Source organism: Nocardia sp. NPDC051750 (genome assembly GCF_044453135.1).
GTDB lineage: Bacteria > Actinomycetota > Actinomycetes > Mycobacteriales > Mycobacteriaceae > Nocardia.
Map to the genome: position 1 here is coordinate 1,594,917 of NZ_JBITCK010000001.1, position 17,096 is coordinate 1,612,012.

The following is a 17,096-nucleotide window of genomic DNA, read 5'->3' on the forward strand; positions in this document are numbered from 1 at the left end:
GATGCGTATCGTGTCGTTCGGGTTCCAGACCTGGGGCCGGAAGACTCTGCAGGCGCTGATCGATTCCGAGCACGAAGTGGTGCTCGCGGTCACCCATCCCGCCAGTGAGGATTCCTACAAGGGGATCTGGTCGGATTCGGTGGAGGAGCTGGCCCGCGAACACGGTATCCCGGTCCACCTGACCGAACGGGCCGACGCCGAGACGATCGACCTGGTCAAGCGCGCCGAACCGGACGTCATCGTGGTGAACAGCTGGTACACCTGGATGCCGCCGGAGCTGTACAACATGCCCACCCACGGCACCCTCAACCTGCACGATTCGCTGCTGCCGAAATTCACCGGATTCTCCCCGGTGCTGTGGGCGCTGATCAGCGGTGCGGACGAGTTCGGCCTGACCGTGCACCGAATGGACGAGCAGCTCGACACCGGCGATATCCTCGTGCAGCATTCGCTGCCGATCGGCCCCGATGCCACGGGGACGGAATTGGTCATCGCCGGAATGGAACTCATTCCCGGCGCGGTCCACGAGGCGCTGGCGGCGTTGGCGAACGGGACGGCGGTGTGGCGGCCGCAGGACAAGGCGGCCCGCACGTATTTCCACAAGCGGTCCGATCGGGACAGCCGGCTGGACTGGAACTGGCCGGCCGTGGATCTGGAACGTTTCGTGCGGGCGTTGTCGGCGCCGTATCCACGCGCGTTCGCTCACTACCGCGGTGAGCGCATCGAGGTGCTGGAGGCCGGCGTGTCGGCGGCTCGCTACGGCGGCACCCCGGGGCGGGTCATCGTGCAAGAGGGTGGCGGTGTCGTGGTGTGCGGTCCCGACGCCTATCGCGGCGACAACCACGGATTGCTGATCACCCGGGTTCGCACGGCCGACGGTGCCGAACACAGCGGCGCCGAATTCTTCCGGCGTGGTGGTTATCTGACCGACGCGACGGAATGACCCGGCTCGGCCGGCGCGTCCGCGCGCCGGCCGGACCGGTCCGAGCGCAGTGATCCAGTACGGGGGGCCGAAGGGAATCATGTCGATCATCGCCAACGACGCGAACCACGAGGCCCCGCCGGACGCGGTCGCACCGCAGCCGAACCCGGCGGCGACCCGGCGCCCGCTCACGTCCGGGCAGCGCCGCGCCTGGTTCCTGCAGACCCGTGACCCCGCGGACACGTCCCTCAATCTCCGGATCACCTATCGGCTGCGTGGCCCGCTCGACACCGAACGGCTCTGCGTGGCAGTGCGAACGGTCGCGGACCGGCACGAAATCCTGCGTACCGTCTACGGGCTGGACACCAACGGTGAGCCCTATCAGGAGGTGCGCGCCGACCTGACCTTCCAGTGGCAGGAGCACGACCTGACGGCGCTGGCGGCCGATCCGGCGCGCCGCCGCGTCGAGGTGCTGACCCGGCGCGCGCTGGCCCGGCCCTTCGACCTGGCCGGCGAAACTCCACTGCGGGTCACGCTGATGCGCCGCGGTGCCGACGAGCATCTGCTGCTGCTGGTTGTCCACACGATCGCGTGGGACGACGCCTCCGCACCGGTTTTCGCCGCCGGACTGTCCGCCGCCTACAACGACACATCAGGGGGTTCGCTGCCGGTCCGTTTCACCGAGAGGTTCGGTGACGACACTGCCGACAGCGACGGGCTGGAGTACTGGACCCGGGCGCTGCACCCGCTGCCGGAGCCGCTGGAACTACCCGGAAAACCCGCTGAGCGCGCGGTGGTGCCGCCCACCGTCGAACACACCGAGACCCCGCTGCCCAGGGCCCTGCTCGGACAGGTCCGGGATCTCGCCGCCGCCCACGGAGTCGACGACACGGCGGTTCTGCTGGCCGCGTTCGCCGCGCTGGTCCACCGATACACCGGTGCCGGTGATTTCCTGGTGGCTCTCCCGGCCGACACCCGCCCCCCGGGCACATCCGGGGTGATCGGCTATTTCGGTAACACCCTGCTCATCCGGGCCACGCCCGAACCGGCGCACACCTTCGCGGAGTTCCTCACCCGGATCGCCGGCACGGTGGCGGACGGTGTCGCGCATCGTGCGGTCGGGATCGACCGGGTGGTCCACGCGATCAACCCGGACCGCACCGGCGCGCGGGACGGTCTGGAACAGCTGGCGCGGATCGGGTTCGGGGTGCGGGAATCGATCGCCGTGCCCGAACTGGCCGGAATCACCGCGACGCTGGAGGCGTTCGGCTCGCCGGTCGCGCCGATGCCGCTGCGGGTCACGGTGGTGCTCGACCGGGACGAGCCGCGGCTGACGGCGGACCACCGGCCCGACCAGCTGGAGGGGCGGCTGGTCGAGCAACTGCTCGCGCAGTACACGCAATTGCTGCACAGTGTCCTGCGTGACCCGGCGGCCCGGTTGGGTGAGCTGGACCTCTTCGGCGATCGAGAGCGGGCCCGCCTGCTCACCCGATCACACGGCGAACTGATAGCCGATGAACCCACGACGCTGGTCGCGCTGGTCGAGCACCGGGTTGCGCGGGCCCGTGCCGCCACCGCCGTGATCGCACCCGGCGCGGACGATCTCGAGCTGACCTACGCGGAACTCAACAGTCGCGCCAATCGACTCGCGCGCCGGCTCGTCCAGGAGGGGATCGGCACCGAGGACCTCGTCGCCGTGCGGATCGCCGATTCCGTCGAGTTCGTGGTGGCTGTGCTGGCTGTTCTGAAGGCGGGTGCGGCCTACCTTCCTATCGATCCGTCCTACCCCGGCCGGCGAATCGACCTCCTGGACGCGGACGCCCGCCCGCGGCTCGTCCTCGACGGCGCCGAACTGGCGGCTTTCGAAGAGAGCGCCGCCGCCCTGGCCGGGCACGACCTCACCGACGACGACCGCCGGCGACCCCTGCACCCGGACAACCTGGCATACGTCATCTACACCTCCGGTTCCACCGGAACTCCGAAGGGCGTGGGGGTCGCGCATGCGGCGATCGCCGACCACGTGCGCGGATTCTCCGCCGAATGGGATATGACCGCGCAGGACCGGCTGCTGCAGTCCTCCTCGGTCAGTTTCGATGCCTCCCTGCTCGATATCTTCGTCACGCTGACGCTGGGCGCCTGCCTGGTGATTCCGAAACCCGGTGCGCTGCGCGATATTCCGTACGTCTCCGAGTTGATCACCCGGTATGGGGTGACTGTGCTGCATATGGTTCCGTCACTGCTGAGCACATTCCTGATGCTGCCCGAGGTCACCGAATGGCGTGCGCTGCGGCGGGTCCCGGTGGGCGGTGAGGCGCTACTCGGCGAGGTGGCCGACCGGTTCGCCGGAGTTCTGGACGCGGAACTGCGCAACCACTACGGTCCGACCGAGGCGGTGGTGTCCGCGACCCATCAGACCGTGCGCGGGCCGCAGGGCACCCGGATCGTCCCGGTCGGTGTGCCCAACCGGAATGTGTACGTCTACCTGCTGGACGATCGCTTGCAGTTGGTTCCCGACGGGGTGATCGGTGAGATCTATCTCGGTGGTGAACAATTGGCCCGCGGCTATCGGAATCGCGGCGGCCTCACCGCCGAGCGGTTCGTCGCCGACCCGTTCCTGCCCGGGCAGCGGCTGTACCGGTCCGGCGATCTGGCGCGGCGCAACACCGACGGCGAGATCGAATTCGTCGGCCGCGCCGACGAACAGGTGAAAGTGCGCGGATACCGGATCGAATCGGGTGAGGTGCAGGCGGCGCTGTCCACGCATCCGGGGGTCGGGGCCTGCGCGGTGGTCGCGTTCCAGGACCCGGCGGCCGGCACCGGTCTGGCCGCCTATCTGGTGCCTGCCGCGGGCGTTCTGGATGTGGCCGAGGTGCGGGCGTATGCGGCGAAATCCCTGCCGGACTACATGTTGCCCACGGCCTGGGCGGTGATCGAGGAGATCCCGCTCACCGAACACGGCAAGCTCGACAAACGCGCACTACCCGAGCCGCGGCGCTTCCGGACCGGTGAGCTGCGGCCGCCGAGTACCCCCACGGAGGTCCGGCTGGCCGGGCTGTTCGGGCAACTGTTCGGGTGCGCGGAGGTCGGTGCGGACGATTCGTTCTTCGAACTGGGCGGGCATTCGCTGCTGGCCAACCGGTTGGTGCTGTTGCTCCGGGAGGAATTCGGGGTCGAGGTCGATGTGCGGGCACCGTTCGATACACCGACCGTGGCCGGTCTGGCCGCCCTGGTCGACGCGACACCGGTGACCGGTCGGGGCCGTCCGGAACTGGACCGCCGGCCCCGGCCCGGCCGAATCCCGCTGTCCTACAACCAGCGTGCCGTGCTCGGCGCGGGAGGTGACGCGACGGTCCGGCTGGTGGCTCGCCTCGACGGCCCGCTCGACCGGGATGCGTTGACTGCCGCCCTGCACGATGTGTTCGCGCGGCACGAGATCCTGCGGACGGTGATCGCCGGGTCGGGCGCCTCGGCGTATCAGGTTGTCCTGCCGGAACTTCGTCCGCGGATACCGGCGACGGAGCTAGCCGAGACCGATCTGGGTGCCGCTCTGTCCGCGCTGCCGTCCGTCCGCTTCGACCGTGCGGCCGGGCCGCTCCTGCAGCCGAGCCTCTACGTTCTGGGCGCGGACCGGTATGCGCTGGTACTGGCGGCCGACCGGCTGGTCGCCGATGAGCAGTCGCTGCGGATCGTGCTCGCCGACCTGGCCACCGCTTACCGGAGTCGCGCCGGAACCGGTGCGGAGCCGCGCTGGGCCGCGCCGGCCGTCGACTACGCCGACTACACCCTGTGGCAGCTGGCGGTCGTCGAATCGGCCGGGCCCCGGGTGGAGTACCGGCAGGCCGCGCTCGCCGGACTGCGCGATACAGCGGCCGGGCCGGACCGCGACGGCGGCGCCCGGTCGGCGGAATTCGCGGTGCCCACAACTGTGCGCCGGCGGTTGCGTGCTCACGCCGAGACGGTCGGGGCCTCCGAATACATGCTCTACCAGGCGGTGGTGGCGGCATTGCTGCACGCGCTGGGTGCCGGCGCCGATATCGCGCTCGGCGCACCCCTGTCGGGGCGGGCCGACAACTCCGTGGCCGAGACGGTCGGCCCGCTGTCGACGGCCGTGGTCCTGCGCCACGACCTGTCCGGCGACCCGGCCCTGCGCACGGTGCTCGACCGGGCGCGCGGGACCGCGCTCGGTGTCTACGGCGGTCAGGACATGCTGACAGACGGAATCGCCGCCGCCGTATGCCCGGGGCGTTCACCCTACGACCTGTGCCGCGCGGTGGTGGAATTCACCGAGAACTGCGGGCCTCAGCAGGTCTGGCTCGGTGACGAGGTCTCGGTACAGGTACTCGACTCGATCGACGCGACCGTGCACCGGCTTGTTTTCGCCTTCGCGTCCCTGGCCGGCGGAGGCCTCCGGGCGGTGGTACACGCGGAAGCCGGCCGGCATGACCGGAATACCGTAGATCTGCTCGCCCACCACCTCGAACAGATGCTTACGGCCTTTGTGGATGCTCCCGATTCACCGGTGTCGGAGGCGTTGCCGCTCACCGCAACAAACGCCCGGTGGTCGGCGGACGGCGGACTGACCCTGTCGGATTCGGGGTTCTGACAACCGACTACTCGACATGCCGCTCGGCGGGACTCACAGCTCGACGCGCTGGTCCTCCGGGAGGAACAGTGCGTCCTTGTCCACCACGCCGAAGGTCCGGTAGAACTCGGCGATATTGCGCACCACCTGGTTCACCCGGAACTCGTCCGGGGCATGGGTATCGCCCTGAAGCAGCCGCTCGATGACCTCCGGCGTCATCTTCGAGCGCCAGATCCGCGAATACGACAGGAACATGGTGTGGTAGTCGGGATTCGTCACCCCGGCGCGCTGTTCGGCGATCCGGAAGGCCGTCAGCGCGATCTGCAGGCCGCGCAGGTCGGCCAGGTTCTCGCCGACCGTCAGCTCGCCGTTGACATGCTGTTCCGGCGGCAGGCCCTCGGGAACCAGGGCGTTGTACTGGTCGATGAGCTGCTGGGATTTGGCGTCGAAGGCGGCGCGATCGGCCGGGGTCCACCAGTCCCGCTGGTTACCGTCCCCGTCGAATTTCGAACCCTGATCGTCGAAACCGTGCCCGATCTCGTGCCCGATCACCGCGCCGACCCCGCCGTAGTTGACCGCCGGTTCGGCGTCCTTGTCGAAGAACGGCGGCTGCAGGAATGCGGCCGGAAAGACGATTTCGTTCGTGGTGGGCGAATAGTAGGCGTTCACCGTCTGCGGGGAAGCGTTCCACTCGGATTTGTCCACCGGTTTCCCGAGCCGGTCGAACGACCGTTTCACCTCGAAATCATTGATGGCGCGCAGGGATTCGATCAGCTTGCCACGGGTGACCTTCAGGCCGGAATAGTCCACCCATTTGTCGGGATAGCCGAGTTTCAGGCCGATCTTGTCCAATTTGGCGATCGACGCCTGCCGCGTTTCCGGCGACATCCAGCTCGAGTTCGTGAAATTCTCCCGGTAGGCGGCCATCAGATCGTCGACCATGATCTGAACCCGTTCCTTGGCTTCCGGCGGGAAGTATTTCTCCACGTACAGCTTGCCCAGCTGTTCACCCAGGTTGCTGTCCACCGTGCCGACCGCGGATTTCCACAGTTCGGGCCGCTGCTGCAAACCCGACATCAGCCGGCCGTTGAAATCGAAATTCGCGTCCGAGAGTTCCTTCGGTAGGTATCGCGCGTAGGTCTGCAGCACCGACAGTTTGAGATACTCCCGCCAGACCGCGATATCGGTGCCGGCCCAGATCTTGCCCGCCTCGGTGACGAAGGACGGCTGGTTCACCACCAGCTTCGCGAACAGGTCCCGGGGCCGGTCGGTGATCCCGGACAGCCAGGGATCCCAGTCGTACTCCGGTGCCAGCGCGGTGGTTTCCGTCCAGGACATCAGGTTGTAAGTGGCCTCGGTATCGCGATTGCGCACATTGTCCCAGTGAGCGGCGGCGATCCGGGTTTCCAGGTCCAGTTGCCGGCCGGCGATCGCGGCCGGATCGGGCAAATCGGCGCCCTTCGCAAGGCGTTCCAGGTAGGTCCGGTAGCCGGCGAGCTCCTCGGCGTACTGCGGGTCGCGGTAGTACTGCTCGTCCAGGCCGATTCCGCCCTGGCCGATCGAGGGGATATAGGCCGAGGAGTTCTTGCGGTCGATGCTCACCCCGATACCGATCAACCCGCCGATCGGCAGCCGGCCCATCACCTCGGCGAGTTCCCGCTTGTCCTTCGCGTCGTCGATCTCGGCGAACATGGAGTCCAGCGGCGTCAGTCCCAGTTGCTCGATTTCGTCGAGGTTCATCCGGGCATCGAACAGATCGCGGATGTGCTGGGCCGCGGTCCCGTCCTCCGGATCGCTGATGCCCTCGACGATCTCCCGCAACTGCAGCTGGGTGCGGTCGTTGGCCTCGCTGAACGCGCCGTAGGAGGTCTTGTCCGGCGGCAGCTGGTATTCGCGCAGCCATTTACCGTTGACGTGCCGGTACAGATCGTCCTGCGGCCGGATCGCCGGATCGGACCCTTCCATATCCACGCTGACCAGCCGCGCGGTCTCCTCCTCGGAACAGGAGACCAGCCATGCGGCCGCAGGCACCAGGCCGAGCGCGACCAGGAAGCCGCGGCGGTCGAGCACGAATCGACGATCCGAAGAATTCACACGAACTCTCTCCCCGATGCGGGACCCGCACCTCTCGTAGGCGAACCAGCCTCATGAGGCTACCGGCGTACCATCCTGACGTCGCGCCGGGCGATATCGCTCCCCACCCCGCGCCGCCGAAGACGGTGCCGGCACAACCCCTGATTTCCTTCCTAGCTGCGGGTTCGCTATCCTTGACCGGTTGCCTGCGGGCCCTGTGCCCGCGATTCGGCCGCGAACCCCCGGTGGTTGATCGTGAAGATCGAAGGAAACCGCTGGTAGGCGCGCGTTCGGGTGGTAACAGACCATGCCCGTCGGGTCGGCAATCCGGCGTGCTTTACGTCCAGGTCGAGGAGGCTGAAGTGATTCAGCAGGAGTCGCGGCTGCGCGTCGCCGACAACACGGGTGCCAAGGAGATTCTCTGCATCCGCGTTCTCGGTGGTTCGTCGCGCCGCTATGCCGGTATCGGCGACGTCATCGTCGCCACTGTGAAAGACGCCATCCCGGGCGGCAACGTCAAACGGGGTGACGTGGTGAAGGCCGTCGTGGTGCGCACCACCAAGGAACGGCGCCGTCCGGATGGTTCCTACATCCGTTTCGACGAGAACGCCGCTGTGCTCATCAAGCCGGACAACGACCCGCGCGGCACCCGCATCTTCGGCCCGGTCGGCCGCGAGCTGCGCGACAAGAAGTTCATGAAGATCGTTTCGCTGGCCCCGGAGGTGCTCTGACATGAAGGTGCACAAGGGCGATACCGTGCTCGTCGTCTCGGGCAAGGACAAAGGTGCCAAGGGCAAGGTCATCCAGGCCTTCCCCAAGGAGAACCGGATCCTGGTCGAGGGCGTGAACCGGATCAAGAAGCATGTCGCGAACTCCGCGAACCTGCGCGGCGCGTCGTCGGGCGGCATCGTTACCCAGGAAGCGCCCATCCACGTGTCCAACGTGATGGTTGTCGACTCCGACGGTAACGCGACCCGGATCGGCTACCGCACCGACGAAGAAACCGGCAAGCGGGTTCGGATCTCCCGTAAGAACGGGAAGGACATCTGATATGACCACCACCGAGAAAGTGCAGCCCCGGCTGAAGCAGCGCTACCGCGAGGAAATCAAGGGCGCGCTGAACACCGAGTTCAACTACCCGAACGTCATGCAGATCCCCGGCGTGGTCAAGGTCGTGGTGAACATGGGTGTCGGTGACGCCGCCCGCGACGCCAAGCTGATCAACGGCGCGGTCGAGGACCTGGCCCTGATCACCGGTCAGAAGCCGCAGATCCGCAAGGCCACCAAGTCCATCGCGCAGTTCAAACTGCGTGAGGGTATGCCGATCGGCGCGAAGGTCACCCTGCGCGGCGACCGGATGTGGGAGTTCCTGGACCGCCTGGTCTCGATCGCCCTGCCCCGTATCCGTGACTTCCGCGGCCTGTCGCCCAAGCAGTTCGACGGCAACGGCAACTACACGTTCGGTCTGAGCGAGCAGTCGATGTTCCACGAGATCGATGTGGACAAGATCGACCGCCCGCGCGGTATGGATATCACCGTTGTCACCACCGCGACCAACAACGAAGAAGGCCGTGCCCTGCTGAAGCACCTCGGCTTCCCGTTCAAGGAGAACTGAGACATGGCCAAGAAAGCACTGGTCAACAAGGCCAACCGCAAGCCGAAGTTCGCTGTGCGCGCCTACACCCGCTGCCAGCGTTGCGGCCGGCCGCACGCGGTGTACCGCAAGTTCGGCCTGTGCCGCGTGTGCCTGCGTGAAATGGCGCACCGCGGCGAGCTGCCGGGCGTGCACAAGAGCTCCTGGTGAGCTGATCCCGGCGGGCTCCCGCCCGGCCGGGGTCGCACCATAGAAAAGGACCCGAGCTGCGGCTCGGGTCCTTTTCGTGCTTCCGGGGGTGTGATCGTGAAACCGCGATCATGGTGGGCTGTGCCTTCGACGCGGAATCTAGGAGAGTCCGGCGCGGGCCTGGGCGAGGTGGGTCTGCCAGGTACCGGGGGCCACGTGGTGGACGCCCGGGGCTCCGGCGACGAAGGCACTGGACACTACGACGTCCGGTTGCACCGTGGCGAGGATGTCGAGAGCTGCGCGTAGCCCGTCCTTGTCGCTGTAGCCCGGGATGTAGCCGGTGCGCCATCCGTCGGGGTAACGCAGCAGGGTGTCGCCGGTGAACAGGTAGGTACGGCCGTCGTGGCCGGGTACCAGATAGCAGGTGCTGCCCGGGGAATGCCCGGGGGTGGGGATCACTTCCACGCCCGCGTCGTCCACCGTCCGCTCGGTGAGCCGGACATCGATCGACGCGTGGGTTTCGATCTCTCCCGCCTCGGCGGCCGGGGCGTGCAGGCGGCTGCCGAACCGGTGGGCCACCGCGCGCAGCATCGGACCGGCTTCGTCCTGGTGGCTCAGATATTGGCGGGTGACGCCGCCCAGTTGTTCGAGCCGGTCGAAATCCTGGTCGTTGCCGGGGGAGTAGAAGAGGATGTTCTGGCCGGAGGGTGGGGTCCACAGGTAGGCGTGGGTTCGCGGGCCGCCGGGGACGACGAACTCCCGGGTCTCCCAGAGGTCGGGTGCCACTTGGCTTACGGCCGCGATGCCGGTATCGGTGGTGTGTGTCGTTTCGGTACGCATGGTCTCACGCTAAAACCTGAATATTAGTTCAGGTCAAGGGTGCGGATTCGGCCACAATAGTTTTGGGCTGTGTGCTCGGCGGGCGGCTTGCCCGGCACGAAACGGGACGGCGCGCGGTCAGCGTGAGGTGATGAGGGGGACCAGTTGTTCGTCGGGGGTCCGGGCGCCGTGATGGCCGATCATCGCCGACTCCAGGGGTTCGTGTTCCGGCCGCAGCAGCACGGAGCGGCCCTCGGCGACGGCGATCAGATCCCCGATCCGATCGGCGATCACCGGTGCGGGCGGGGTGGGGCCGAACCAGTGCTCGTCCAGTGCCTGCTCGCGGCTCACCACGTGCGCATCCGCGGCCAGTTCCGCGGACCATCGGGCCAGCGTGTCGGCCGCGGCCTCCGCGCGGTCGAGGTAGATGTGCCGTACCCGCGCCTCGCCCGCGATCAGGCGTACACCGCGGAGCAGTCCGTCCCGGGTGTCGAGGTCGACGGCGTTGTCCGCGTGGATCATTCCGTGATCACCGGTGATGACCAGGGTGCAGGTATCCGGGAGGTCGGTGAGCAGCCCGGCTGCGAACGCGTCGATTTCCCGGAGAACCGCCAGTGCCTCGGACGATTCGGGACCGTAGATGTGGCCGGTGGAATCGAGATCCGGGAAATAGGCGTAGGCGAATCGCGATCCGGTGCCCGGATGAGTGGCCACCTCGAGTATTCCGGCCCGCACCTCGTCGAGCGTGGCGGCCGGATGCAGGGTGCCCGGTGCGCGGAACGAGGCCCGGGTCAGACCGGAACGAACCTGGTACTCCGGGACCACATAGTGCACCTCGACCCCGTGCGCGGCGAGGTCCTGTAGCCGGCTGGTCCCCGGCTGCACGGTTTCCGGTGGAAAGGCTTCGCGGGCGTCGTCGCCGGTCGCGGAATCGAACCGCCAGCGCAGCGAGTTGAACAACCGCACACCGCCGGCGGCCGGCACGGCGAAGCTGTAGCCGATGATGCCGTGCGTCGCGCAGGGCGCACCGAGAGCCAGACTGGTGAGGCTGGTCGCGGTGGTGGCCGGAAACCCCGCGGTGAGCGTGGTGGTGGCACGGGCGGTCAGGGTGGGCGTGAGGTCCCGGTGCCGTGCGAGCAATTCGGCGCCGAGTCCGTCGATCAGCAGCACCACGACATCCCGGTTCGGGACGAATCCCAGGGGATTGTGCGTTCCCGACCCGAACGACGCGGCGACCGCGGGCAGGATATCGGCGAGTGTGTACAGCATCGACTTCAATACTGCCGGAGACCGGGCTGCGTCGCGGGGAGCAGATTACGGGCGGGGATGCTGCTCTGCGGGGTCACCAGCCCATATCTCGGGCTACGTCGCGCTGTGCCGCGGCGATCTCGGCATCCGCCACGGCGGTCACGTCCTCGTCCGCCGCCCATTCGAACCGGGACAGGAGATCGGCCAGTGCCTGCTTCTGTGCCGGATGCGTGATCGGCACAGAATCCAGGTCCGTGGTGGCCAGCCAATCGAACAACACGATGGCATCGGCACGCCACAAGCTCAGCGTGACCGTGGGTTCCGCATCTTCCATGACGACCATTCTGCCGGGGTGGTCCGGAAATCCGCTGCGCCGACTGCGTGAGGATCGATCCGGGACCGGTCCCGAGCGGGAATCGGTACTGTGCGGAACGTCCGGTTCGGGGAAGGGAGTGCGCGGTGAGGACCGATGATTTCGTACCGCAGTTTTTGCCGGGTTCGACGCCCAGCCTGGCCGGTGGAGTGCCACCGGCGCCACCCGGGACGATTTTCGCGCTGGCCGCGGATGGCGGTTACGCCGTCCCGCCCCGGAAGTTCGCCCTGCATTTCGGGCGCTGCCGGGACGAAGTGCATGTGCCGATCGGGGTCGATGATCCGCGGGTCAGCCGGTTGCACGGGGTGCTCGCCTGTGACGGTCGCGAGTGGTGGATCCGCAACAAGGGCAAGCTGCCGATCCAGTTGCCGGGCGATGTGATGCTGTTGTCCGGGCACGATATGCCCATCGAGTCCGGGTACACCCCGCTGTTCATCGGTTCGCCGAAGAGCGGTCCGCACCTGCTGGAGGTCCATGTGGTCGGGGCGCGGAACCCGCGCGCCGCCGATCAGCAGCACACCCGGACCAGACCGCCGGATATCTACGAGCTGAGCCCGGACGAACGCCTGGTGCTGACCGCCCTCGCGCAGCGGTATCTGCGCCAGGAGCGATTCCCGCAACCGGTGACGTGGAATCAGGCCGCCGCCGATCTCAACCGGGCGCCCGGTGGACGGCACTGGACCTGGCGGGGAGCCGCGCATATCGTCGGGGCGCTCCGCGAGCGGCTGTCCATGGGGCCCGACCCGATTCCGGGTATCCGGGTCGAGGACGGGATCGGTGAACCGGTAGGTAACACGTTGAACCACAATCTGATCAAAGCCATGCTGGCATCGGCCACGCTGATGCCGGAGGATCTCCTGCTGCTCGGGGATCAGCTCGACGAGAACGACGGGTGAGCAGCGACCCGACGGCCGGGGAGTAGCCCTCGATGCCCGCCACTGTCACCCTGCGGGTCGTCCGCGGCCGGCTCGAACCCGGGGAGTACGAGTTCGACACGCGAACCACCTGTGTCCTCGGCCGCGCCGGTGACTGCTCGCCGCGTCTGCCCGACGACGAGCGGCACAACACGGTGTCCCGCCATCACTGCCTGCTCGATATCAACCCGCCCGCCATTCGCATCCGCGATTTCGGAAGTCTCAACGGAACTTTCGTCAACGGCAGGAAGATCGGCCAGCGCGCCGCCCACCAGACTCCCCGGGAAGGGGCAGCGGCGCCCGTCCCGGAATACGACCTCGCCGACGGCGACGAGATCCGGCTCGGCGATACGGTATTCCGCGTCCATATACACCTGCCTGCGAATCAGCCCACGCTGTCGGTGATCCTGTGCGCGAAATGCCACCGGGAGGTGAGTGGTGAGCTCACCGGGGGTTACCTGTGTGCGGACTGTCGTGCCGACTCCGGTGATATCGCCCGGCACCTGGTGGATACCGCGCGAGCCGGGCGCCGCGAACTCGCCCCTATCCGTGGCTACCAGCTGCTGCGTGAACTGGGGCGCGGTGGGATGGGCTCGGTGTATCTCGCCCGGCACGAGGACACCGGCCGGTTGGTGGCATTGAAGGTGCTGCTGCCCCAGGCCGCGGCGAGCTCGAAGGCTCGGGCCCGGTTCCTGCGTGAGGTCGAGTTCACCCGGGCACTGCGACATCCGAACATCGCCGCCCTGCACGACTCCGGCTTCGCCGATGGGGTGTTCTACTTCACCGCCGAGTACTGCGCCGGTGGCAGCCTGGACCAGTTCATGCTCCACCGGGGCGGCCGCCTCGGCGTTCCCGAAGCCACCCGGCTGGCCTGCCAGGCACTGGAAGGCCTGGCCTATGCGCACGACGCGGGGGTCGTGCACCGCGATATGAGCCCGCACAACCTACTGCTCGGTGGTGCCGGCGACGCGCCGATCGCGAAGGTCGGCGATTTCGGCCTGGCCAAGGCCTTCGATCAGGCCGGGCTCAGCGGACTCACCCGAACTGGCACGCTTGCCGGTAAACCCGGCTATGTCTCGCGCCGGCAGGTGATCAACTTCCGCGATGTCACGCCCGCCGTGGATCTGTGGGCGCTCGCCTCCTGTCTGTACTACGCCCTCACGGCCAGTTACCCGAGGGACTTCCCATACGGCCGGGACCCGTGGCTGGTGATTCTGCAGACGGAACCGATGCCGATCCGGATGCGTGACCCGAACATCCCCGCTGCTCTCGCTGCGATCGTGGACGAGGCGCTACGCGAGGACGCGGCCAGTGATTTCCGCACGGCGGAGGAACTACGCGGCGCGTTGCTCGCCGAACTTGCCCGCGGCGGCCAGGTTTCTCCCACGGTCGGCGCCCCTCGGCTGGTTGTGGACGACCGCCAGGGATAGGTGAGTGTCTGTCGGCTCGCGGGCGATCGGCTGGTGGTCCGGCGCACACCGGCGGCGTCGCGGGTTTGTTGCGCGAGTCACAGCGTCGGCGCTGCTCCCGGCGTATATCGCGGTCTCCGCGGGTGCTCACACGACCCTTCGCGTGGACGGAACCCGAAGGCGGCGAATTGGTTAGATTGCATCATGCATGTTATGTGTATGATGCACATCGACTGAATTCTTCTTGCTGAGGAGCAAGCTCGTGACCAAGACCGAACCCGCTGTCCGCCCCGCGGCGGTACTTGCGGTGCTCGCTTTCGCCGGGATCGTGGCGTCGCTGACGCAGACCCTGGTGATGCCGTTGCTCGGGCAGCTGCCGGAGATATTGAGCACCGACCCGTCCAACGCGACCTGGGTGGTGACCGCGAGCCTGCTGGCCAGCGCGGTGACGACGCCGGTCGCCGGCCGGCTCGGCGACCTGTATGGGAAACGCCTGGTGCTGGTGGGCTCGGTGGTTCCGCTCGTCATCGGGTCGGTGCTGTGCGCCGTGTCCTCGTCGCTGTGGCCGATGCTCGTCGGCCGCGGGCTCCAGGGGATGGGTGTAGGCCTGATCCCCGTCGGAATCGCCGCTCTGCGCGATCTGCTGCCCCCGGCGAAGCTCGGCTCCGGTATCGCGCTGATCAGCTCCTCCCTCGGTGTGGGCGGTGCGCTCGGTTTGCCGCTGGCCGCGGCGGTCGTCGAGTACAGCAGCTGGCGCTACCTGTTCTGGGGTATCGCGGTACTCGGCGTGGTCGCGGGCCTGCTGATCTTCCTCGTGGTGCCGTCGACCCCGCCTCGTGCCCACCGCGGCCGATTCGATGTGCTGGGCGCTGTCGGTCTCGGCGTCGCACTGGTCTGTTTGCTGCTCGCCGTATCCAAGGGAGCAACCTGGGGCTGGACCAGCGTCACCACCCTCTCGCTGTTCGTCGCCGCGGTGGTGGTTCTGCTGCTGTGGGGATGGTGGGAGCTGAGCTCGCGTGATCCGCTGGTCGATCTGCGGGTGACCGCCCGGCCCCGCGTGCTGCTGACCAACGCCGCCTCGATCGTCATCGGTATGTCGATGTTCGCGCAGGCGCTGATCTTCCCGCAGCTGCTGCAGCTGCCGGAAGCCACCGGCTACGGCCTGGGCCAGTCGATGGTCGCGATGGGTCTGTGGATGGCGCCCGGCGGGCTGATGATGATGCTCAGCTCGCCGCTGAGCGCGAAACTCTCCGCGCTCGCGGGCCCGAAGATCACTCTGATTCTCGGCTCGGTCATCATCGCCCTCGGCTACGGTTCGTCGGTCCTCATGATGGGCGAGGCGTGGGGGCTGATGCTCGGCGGCATCATCATCAGCCTGGGTGTGGGTTTCGCCTACGGCGCAATGCCCGCCCTGATCATGAGCGCGGTGCCGATCACCGAGACCTCGGCGGCCAACAGCTTCAACACCCTGATGCGTTCGATCGGCACCTCGGTGGCCTCGGCCGCGATCGGCGCGGTCCTGGCGCAGATGAGTGTCAGCTTCGCCGGCGGGATCACTGTCCCGACCGAGAACGGTTTCCGGGTCGGCATCCTGATCGGCTGCGGTGTCGCCGCGGCGGCCGCGCTGATCGCCTGCACCATCCCGACGGTGAAACGCGCCGCCGCGGCGGCGGCCGGCGCGCGGCCCGACGAGGCGAAGGCCGAAGCGCATGCGGTGGCCGAGGCGGTTCCTGCCGCAGCCGCGGGACTCTCGGCCGAAGCCGAGCAGGTGGTCGATGATGCCGCAACGGCGGCGGTCGCCGAGGACACCACTTCCGCGCCGGGTCCGCGGCACGCCGCGCCCGAGACCCCTGCTGTTACCGCGGCGCACCGCAATGGTGCGAGCGAGCCCGCCCAGCAGCCGGCCAGTAACGGATCCGTGCTGTTCGGCCGGGTCTCCGACGTGCGGGGTGCCGCGGTGGCCGGTGCGACCCTCACCTTGATCTCGCCCGCCGGCCGGCAGCTCAGCCGGGCGCGGTCGGGGCAGGACGGGTTCTACGAACTGGCCGCACCCGAACCCGGTTCGTATGTCCTCATCGCCTCCGCCGAGGGGCGGCGGCCGGACGCGTCGACCGCGGTCCTCGGCAGCAACCCGGTGTCCTACGACGTCACCCTCAGCGCACTGACCGGCCTGGAGGGCACGGTCGCGCGGGCCGGTGACGGCAACCCCGTATCCGGCGCGATGATCACCGCCCTGGACCTGCGCGGCGAAGTGATGGCGGCAGGCGTTTCCGACCACACCGGCGGCTTCGAACTCACCGGCCTGCCGGAGGGTGCCTTCACGATCGCGGTGAGCGCATTCGGATACCACCCGACTGCCGTTTCGGCGCAGGTGAACGGCCGTGACACCGCCCGCGTCGAGGTGCTGCTGCGCCCCGGGGTGCGAGTGGCGGGTGTGGTCGCGGGTGGCGGACGTCCGCTGGCCGGCGCCCTGGTCACGCTGACCGATTCGCTGGGCAATGTGGTGGAGAGCCGCACCACGGACGCGGACGGTTCCTATGTGTTCGCCAACCTCGCCGAGGGCAACTACACGGTCGTCGCCACCGGCTACGCACCGTCGACCGCACAGGTGCGGGTGGGTGAGCACGATATCGAGGGGATCGATATGGAGCTGCGCGCCGCCTCCTCCGAGAGCCCTGCCGACGACAGCGACCACGACACCGAGCAGTTCGGCGAACTGCCGGAGGTGCACAAGAGCTCCTGGTGAGCTCGGGCGTGGACGTGGGAGAACGGGCCCCGGAGCAGGTGCTCCGGGGCTCGTTCGCGCTGCGGGGCCGTAGCTTCGCGCGTGCACGGCGCAACCGCGGTTACCGATCGCCGCCTTGCTGGTCGGGACGGTCGTCCGGGGCCCCGATTTTGTCGTATCCGGGCCAGCTCCTACACTGGACCGGTTGCCAGGGCACTTCTGTGTCCGTGGGCCCCCTGCGCGGGCGG

At 68.0% G+C, this 17,096-nt stretch carries 13 protein-coding genes and 1 pseudogene; 10 read left to right on the plus strand and 4 right to left on the minus strand.

The window, feature by feature from the left end; all coding sequences use genetic code 11:
- Position 1 precedes the first annotated feature (1 nt).
- On the plus strand, positions 2–943 hold the full coding sequence (locus ACIA75_RS07145) for a methionyl-tRNA formyltransferase (protein WP_397100757.1): 942 nt from the start codon (positions 2–4) through the stop codon (positions 941–943).
- 79 nt (positions 944–1,022) lie between these two features.
- Positions 1,023–5,525, plus strand: coding sequence for an amino acid adenylation domain-containing protein (locus ACIA75_RS07150; RefSeq protein WP_397100759.1), 4,503 nt, complete (start codon positions 1,023–1,025; stop codon positions 5,523–5,525).
- A 33-nt stretch (positions 5,526–5,558) separates the two neighbouring features.
- On the opposite strand, the gene ACIA75_RS07155 is transcribed toward ACIA75_RS07150, so the two are convergent.
- Entirely contained in the window at positions 5,559–7,598 is a 2,040-nt protein-coding gene (locus tag ACIA75_RS07155; protein WP_397100761.1) for a M13 family metallopeptidase, read from the minus strand.
- Between the two features lie 341 nt (positions 7,599–7,939).
- On the opposite strand from ACIA75_RS07155, the gene rplN reads away from it, so the two are divergent.
- From rplN to ACIA75_RS07175, 4 genes are read left to right on the plus strand one after another with little or no spacing between them, the layout of a single operon-like run.
- Positions 7,940–8,308, plus strand: a complete 369-nt coding sequence (gene rplN, locus ACIA75_RS07160; protein ID WP_033244618.1) for a 50S ribosomal protein L14 — start codon at positions 7,940–7,942, stop codon at positions 8,306–8,308.
- A 1-nt stretch (position 8,309) separates the two neighbouring features.
- On the plus strand, positions 8,310–8,627 hold the full coding sequence (rplX, locus tag ACIA75_RS07165; protein ID WP_357241949.1) for a 50S ribosomal protein L24: 318 nt from the start codon (positions 8,310–8,312) through the stop codon (positions 8,625–8,627).
- A gap of 1 nt (position 8,628) precedes the next feature.
- Complete coding sequence (gene rplE / locus ACIA75_RS07170; protein WP_397100764.1) at positions 8,629–9,192, plus strand: 50S ribosomal protein L5; 564 nt, start codon at positions 8,629–8,631, stop codon at positions 9,190–9,192.
- Positions 9,193–9,195: 3 nt separating this feature from the next.
- Complete coding sequence (locus ACIA75_RS07175) at positions 9,196–9,381, plus strand: type Z 30S ribosomal protein S14 (RefSeq protein ID WP_014349101.1); 186 nt, start codon at positions 9,196–9,198, stop codon at positions 9,379–9,381.
- A gap of 138 nt (positions 9,382–9,519) precedes the next feature.
- Here ACIA75_RS07175 and ACIA75_RS07180 read toward each other — a convergent pair whose 3' ends face one another.
- The 3 genes from ACIA75_RS07180 to ACIA75_RS07190 all read right to left on the minus strand — a co-directional run bounded on the left by ACIA75_RS07180 (position 9,520) and on the right by ACIA75_RS07190 (position 11,761).
- Entirely contained in the window at positions 9,520–10,200 is a 681-nt protein-coding gene (locus ACIA75_RS07180) for an MBL fold metallo-hydrolase (RefSeq protein WP_397100766.1), read from the minus strand.
- Positions 10,201–10,317: 117 nt separating this feature from the next.
- Positions 10,318–11,448 (minus strand): alkaline phosphatase family protein, encoded by a 1,131-nt coding sequence (locus ACIA75_RS07185; protein WP_397100768.1) that lies wholly within the window; start codon positions 11,446–11,448, stop codon positions 10,318–10,320.
- Positions 11,449–11,521: 73 nt separating this feature from the next.
- Positions 11,522–11,761, minus strand: a complete 240-nt coding sequence (locus ACIA75_RS07190; RefSeq protein ID WP_397100770.1) for a hypothetical protein — start codon at positions 11,759–11,761, stop codon at positions 11,522–11,524.
- A 125-nt stretch (positions 11,762–11,886) separates the two neighbouring features.
- On the opposite strand from ACIA75_RS07190, the gene ACIA75_RS07195 reads away from it, so the two are divergent.
- From ACIA75_RS07195 to ACIA75_RS07210, 4 genes and pseudogenes are all read left to right on the plus strand, one after another.
- Positions 11,887–12,696: a hypothetical protein gene (locus tag ACIA75_RS07195; RefSeq protein ID WP_397100772.1), complete on the plus strand. Its 810-nt coding sequence runs from the start codon at positions 11,887–11,889 to the stop codon at positions 12,694–12,696.
- A gap of 32 nt (positions 12,697–12,728) precedes the next feature.
- On the plus strand, positions 12,729–14,144 hold the full coding sequence (locus tag ACIA75_RS07200) for a protein kinase (RefSeq protein ID WP_397100774.1): 1,416 nt from the start codon (positions 12,729–12,731) through the stop codon (positions 14,142–14,144).
- 241 nt (positions 14,145–14,385) lie between these two features.
- Positions 14,386–15,813, plus strand: a pseudogene (locus tag ACIA75_RS07205) (MFS transporter); the annotation flags it as partial.
- 228 nt (positions 15,814–16,041) lie between these two features.
- Positions 16,042–16,869: a collagen binding domain-containing protein gene (locus ACIA75_RS07210; protein ID WP_397101022.1), complete on the plus strand. Its 828-nt coding sequence runs from the start codon at positions 16,042–16,044 to the stop codon at positions 16,867–16,869.
- Positions 16,870–17,096: the final 227 nt, after the last annotated feature.